Here is a 1677-nt window from a genome sequence, read left to right as displayed (position 1 = left end):
AGAGGCAGGCATAGCCGATCAGGGGCATCAAATCCTGTCTTTTGCAGTTACGGATACCACCAATAAACGACCGTTTGCATTGATGGATAAGCCTTAGATGTCGGTCTTACGCTGCATCACAGGGTCAGATGATGCGAATAGCCTCGTCATTCCCATCATCCTGCGCTGGAATATGAGGAGAATATCTGACATATTCCCCTCATGGATATCTGGCAAACACCGGCCTGGCCAAACTTTCGACATGATGCGGCGGCAACCGAAGGCCCGCTTGCAGAATTTTCCGCGCGTTTGGGATCCATCACAGGGTTGCAGATGGCTTTGAGCGCGGAAGAGCGGCGTGAAACCTTTCTGCGGGCGGTGACCAACGAAGCCGTCGCCAGCTTCGCAATCGAGGGGGCGGCTCTTCGTGCGGAGGATATCGAAGCATCCGTCGTGGCATCTTTGGCCCATCGGGGCGTAGAGCCACAGCGGCGCTCAGACGCGATTGCCACCCTGATGCTGGAAGCCAGGGAAGGGCAGGGGGCACTCTCGGAAGACCGTCTGTTTCGTTGGCACCAACTTTTGTTTCATGGTGTCGATCTGGAAGATAAGGGGCGGTGGCGCAGCTTCCCTATTGTAATTGTGCGAGGGGCGTGGGCTGGCAAGGAGAAGGTTCTGTACTCGGCCCCGCCACATGATCGCATTGCTTTCATGATGCAGGAGTTTTTGACCAGCCTTGAATCTGACAGTCGCCCGGTACCGGTTCGTGCGGCATTGGCCCATCTTTGGTTTGAATCCATTCACCCGTTCAGCGATGGCAATGGACGGATAGGTCGGGCGCTTGTTGAATATATCTTCGCGCAGGATGCCGCTTTGCCGTTTTCGCTGTCGCGCCAGATCGAGGCTGACAAAAAGGGCTACTACCGGGCACTACAGGCTGGGCGAAAGGCGGTTGGTGAGTACATTGATGGCACAGCATTTGTTCTGTGGTTCCTTGAGCGGCTGACGGCCGGGATCGTCGAGGCCGAGGCCGAAGCTCGGTTTCTGGTCCTGCGCAATGGGTATTTCATGCGCTTTGCGAACCTTCCCCAAAGGGGTGAAAAGGTATTGCGCCGTCTCTTCGCCGAAGGGCCGCGGCGCGTGGCAGAGGGTATCAGTGCTGGCCCCTATGCACGGATTGCTGGCGTCTCTCTGGCGACAGCGACACGTGACCTGGCTGAATTGGAAGCAATCGGCGCAGTGCGTCGAGGGACCGAAGGTGGCAGATCAACGCGGTATCTCCTGAGTATTTCCTGAAAACAGGTGTCAATGAGGGCATGTCCCGGCCGTAGTCAGTCTGTGGGCGCAGGGGCAGGCATAAATTCACAACCCTGCCGCCTTGGTCAGGTTCACACGGAATCGGTCGCGGCGGCGCTGGTAGCGGCGGGTCATCTCGGCGCTGGCATGGCCGAGCTGTTTCTGGACATAGCGCTCATCCACTTCCGCGCTGCTGGCCAGGCCCGCGCGCAAGCTGTGGCCGGAATAGAGCTTCACCCGCTCGGCATCGGGCAGGTCGGGGCGCAGGCCCGCTTTCAGCACGCAGGTCTTGATCAGCCGCGCGACATGCTTGTCATTGAGCCGTGTGCCCCGCGCGCGTTTGCCGTCGCGGGTGACGCCCGTGAACACTGGCCCGAACGTGATCCGCCCGAAATGCAGCCA

At 59.0% G+C, this 1677-nt stretch carries 2 protein-coding genes; one reads left to right on the top strand and one right to left on the bottom strand.

What is annotated here, in order from left to right:
* Positions 1-201: 201 nt before the first annotated feature.
* Positions 202-1275, top strand: a complete 1074-nt coding sequence (locus tag BG457_RS12200) for a Fic family protein (protein ID WP_071797438.1) — start codon at positions 202-204, stop codon at positions 1273-1275.
* A 66-nt stretch (positions 1276-1341) separates the two neighbouring features.
* Here BG457_RS12200 and BG457_RS12195 read toward each other — a convergent pair.
* Positions 1342-1677, bottom strand: a 336-nt coding sequence (locus tag BG457_RS12195) for a tyrosine-type recombinase/integrase (protein ID WP_175546792.1), incomplete at its 5' end; no start/stop codon positions are given.

The organism is Natronohydrobacter thiooxidans, assembly GCF_001884735.1.
GTDB lineage: Bacteria > Pseudomonadota > Alphaproteobacteria > Rhodobacterales > Rhodobacteraceae > Roseinatronobacter > Roseinatronobacter thiooxidans_A.
This window is presented reverse-complemented; position numbering and strand designations above follow the sequence as displayed.